At 68.0% G+C, this 3,155-nt stretch carries 3 protein-coding genes; all 3 read right to left on the bottom strand.

Translation table 11 applies throughout. The features are described from left to right. A partial coding sequence (locus VF643_RS00835; protein WP_331041465.1) for a beta-galactosidase occupies positions 1 to 348 on the bottom strand: 348 nt, incomplete at its 3' end. A 26-nt stretch (positions 349 to 374) separates the two neighbouring features. Continuing rightward, on the bottom strand, positions 375 to 2,549 hold the full coding sequence (locus VF643_RS00840; RefSeq protein WP_331041463.1) for a hypothetical protein: 2,175 nt from the start codon (positions 2,547 to 2,549) through the stop codon (positions 375 to 377). A gap of 152 nt (positions 2,550 to 2,701) precedes the next feature. Further along, positions 2,702 to 3,155 (bottom strand): TonB-dependent receptor domain-containing protein (locus VF643_RS00845; protein ID WP_331041464.1); only part of this gene is annotated, 454 nt, incomplete at its 5' end.

The following is a 3,155-nucleotide window of genomic DNA, read 5'->3' on the forward strand; positions in this document are numbered from 1 at the left end:
GAGGGAAGTGTTCTTCCACGTTCCGAACCAGAGCAGCACCACGCGCTTGTCGTGCTGCCGCGCCTGATCGAGCAGCGCTTGCAGAAATGAGAGGTCGAAGCGCCCCTCCTGCGGCTCGACCTGCTGCCACGCGATCGGCACTTCGACGGTGTTGGCGTGGATGCGGTCGAGCACCGGCCAGGCGGTCTTCAGGATTTCGGGATAGTTGGTCGAATTGTTGACTTGCCCGCCGAGGATCGTGAAGGGCGCACCATCGACGATCAGCGCGTGCCGGTCGCCCCGCGTCTCGATCCGCGGCACGGGCGTCGCGGTCTGCGCGACGGCGGTCTGGGGGATCGCTGCGGCCATGGCCGACAGTAGAAGTACGCGTCCGATCATCGTGTTTTTCCCTCTGGATCGCCGTAGAACAGGCCGCGGCCGTCGGTGCCGACATAGACCCGTCGAGGCAGGCGCGGATCCCCCGAAATCACGCGGTAGCGCGCGCCCCAACGATGCGCGTCGTCGTCGATCCGCTGCCACGACGTCCCGCTATCGATGGACCGCCAGATCCCGCGAATACCCTGGTCGGTACCGATCGCGAACAGCGCGCCCTTGCCGATCCCGAACAGCTCGACGGCCAGCTCGCCGCTTGCCGGTTTGAAGGAGACGCCACCGTCGCTGCTGTGGAACAGCCGCTCGCCCGCCTTCAGCCATAGTTCGCCGGCGCGATCGGGGGCTGCGAGCAGCGCACTCTGCGCCTCCCGTCCCTGTCGCCCGCCCGGCCTGAGATCGGCCGGCAGGCCGCGCCCTGCGACCGGCGCAAAGCTCGCACCGGCATCTTGCGACACCAGCAGCCGGCCGTTCGCAACATCCACCGCATAGAAAACCCGCGGATCGACCTTGTCCGCCACCGCGCGAACGCCACCCGGCAACCCGCGTACCGCGGTCCAGCTGCGGCCATCGTCGCGCGTGCGCTGCGCCACCGGCGTCGCCACGATCATGGTCGCGCCGTCCGCCGACACCGTGATCGCTGCCTCGCCGATCAGATCCTCGCGACGGGGCGGGTCGCCCATCGGCGGCACGCGTACCGGCGCCCAGGTCATGCCGCCGTCGTCGGACCGGGCCAGCGAGGCGGTGCGTGGCCGGTCGGCGTAGAGGCTGCCGCTGCGGACCAGTATCGCGGGCTTGCGCCCCGCATAATCCAGCGTGTTGGTGTTCGACAGATACGGGTTGGTGAAGGTCGGCTTGGGCGACCGTCGTAGATCCTGATGTACGAAGCCGGCAAGGTCGCCGAACCCCGACACGAGCGGCGCGCCGCCCGTTGGCGAGATCAGGGTGATGATCGCGGTCTGCTCGATACCCTCGGACCACGGCGCCCAGTCCACCGCGCCGCGCACGCCGAGCCCGGCGGTCGCGTAGACGGTAGCGCCGGTGGTATAGGCTAGATGCGCGGCATCGAACGGGTCGATCGCCAGCCCCGAGATCCAGTGGCCGAAATCGGCGCCCTTGCCCTCGTGCAGCAGGAACGGCGTGCTGGACACGTCGCGGCGGCTCCGCGGCCCGACATCTTCCCACGTCCGCCCGTCGTCACGCGTGATCCACAGCGAGTCACCCGCCCGGTAGCGATCGATCGTCGTCACCGCGACCGTTCCGGGCGCAGACCGCGCCACCGCAACGCCGAGAAACCCGCCTTCCGCCCCCTGCGCGCGCCAGGACGGCGGCGTGACGTCGCGCGCGTCGCCCTGTGGATCGAAGCGCCAGACCGCACCGGTCGTCGCGTCGCTCGGGCCGATGCCGCTCGCATAGCCGACCCACAGCACGCCGCGCGTGTCGATCGCGGCCTTCACCGCGAGCAGACCGGGCCCATCGACCGCACGCCAATTCGTACCGCCATCGTCGGAGCGGTAGAGCGCTGCGCCGCCCCGATCGGCGACACCCGCCCAGATGCGCCGCGACGCCGCGCCCTTGCTCCCGCTGGTAGGGTCGACGACGACGAAGGCGACGCCGCCATGACTGGTGCGCGGCTGCGGGCGGCCAAGCCCCTTCAGCGGGAAACCTGGCATCTTGGTCCAGGTCGCGCCCGAGTCATTGCTCTGCCAGAGCCCGTCATGGCGCGAGCCGAAGAACAGCCTGGTCGAATCGTTCGGATCCACCGTGAGCCGCTCGCCGAGCCCCCTGCCCGCTTCGTTGCCGCCCATCGCGAACGGCACCGGCACGATCCGCCACGTCGCACCCCGATCCGCGGACCGCATGATCGCCGCCGGCTGCCCGGCGTTCATGCCCGCGGCCAGATACACCACGTCGGGGTTCACGGGATCGGGCGCGATGCTCTCGATGCCCATATAGCTGGATACGGCATTGCCGTCCTGCAGCGCGAGCCAACGGCGCTGCGCGGCATCCCAGCGATAAGCGCCACCCATGTCGGTGCGCAGATAGGCGAGCCCGCGCTCGACCGGGCTGAACACGATATTGGGCGCATAGCCACCCGCGCCGACCTTCACGTTGGTCCAGCGATACGGTGCTGCGGCGGCGGCCGGGCGGTCGAGCGCAGCGGCGGGCGCCGCCAGCATGATTACGGCCAAAACGCTGCCAAGCAGTCGGCGCTCTATCGGGAGATTCTTGGGCATGTCGGGCGAAGATGACATCGAGCGGACTGCCTGCCTAGAAAAAGCCCGGACGGTTCGGATGAACCGTCCGGGTAGGGGGGAAGGCAGGACGGAATTTACAAGCGGACCCGTGCACGTATCGACACGCGGCGATCGTTGATCTGGTAATCGCGCGGACGGTTGCTGAAGATCTGATAGGTCTTGGTAACCGTATCGAGCAGGTTCTGGCCGTCCAGCGTGATCGCGAAGTTCTTCGTGACATCATAGGTGACCGACGCATCGAGGAAGCCGATCGAGTCACCGAAAATCGGCAGGTTCTGCGTACCGGTGTTGCTGGTGCCCTGCAGATACTTGCCCCGCCAGTTATAGGCGACACGCATGTTCAGCCCGTTGCGGTCGTAGAGCGCGAGCAGGTTGAAGCTGTGCTTCGACAGATTGACCAGCGGTACGTCGATCTGCGTCACGCTGTTGATGTCGCCCGCCGCCTGCTGGCCCGCGTCGCTATCCGCGAACGTATAGTTGGCCTGCACGCCGAGCCCATCGAACGGCGCCGGCAAGAAGTCGAAGAAC

The organism is Sphingomonas sp. (assembly GCF_036387595.1).
Classification (GTDB): domain Bacteria; phylum Pseudomonadota; class Alphaproteobacteria; order Sphingomonadales; family Sphingomonadaceae; genus Sphingomonas.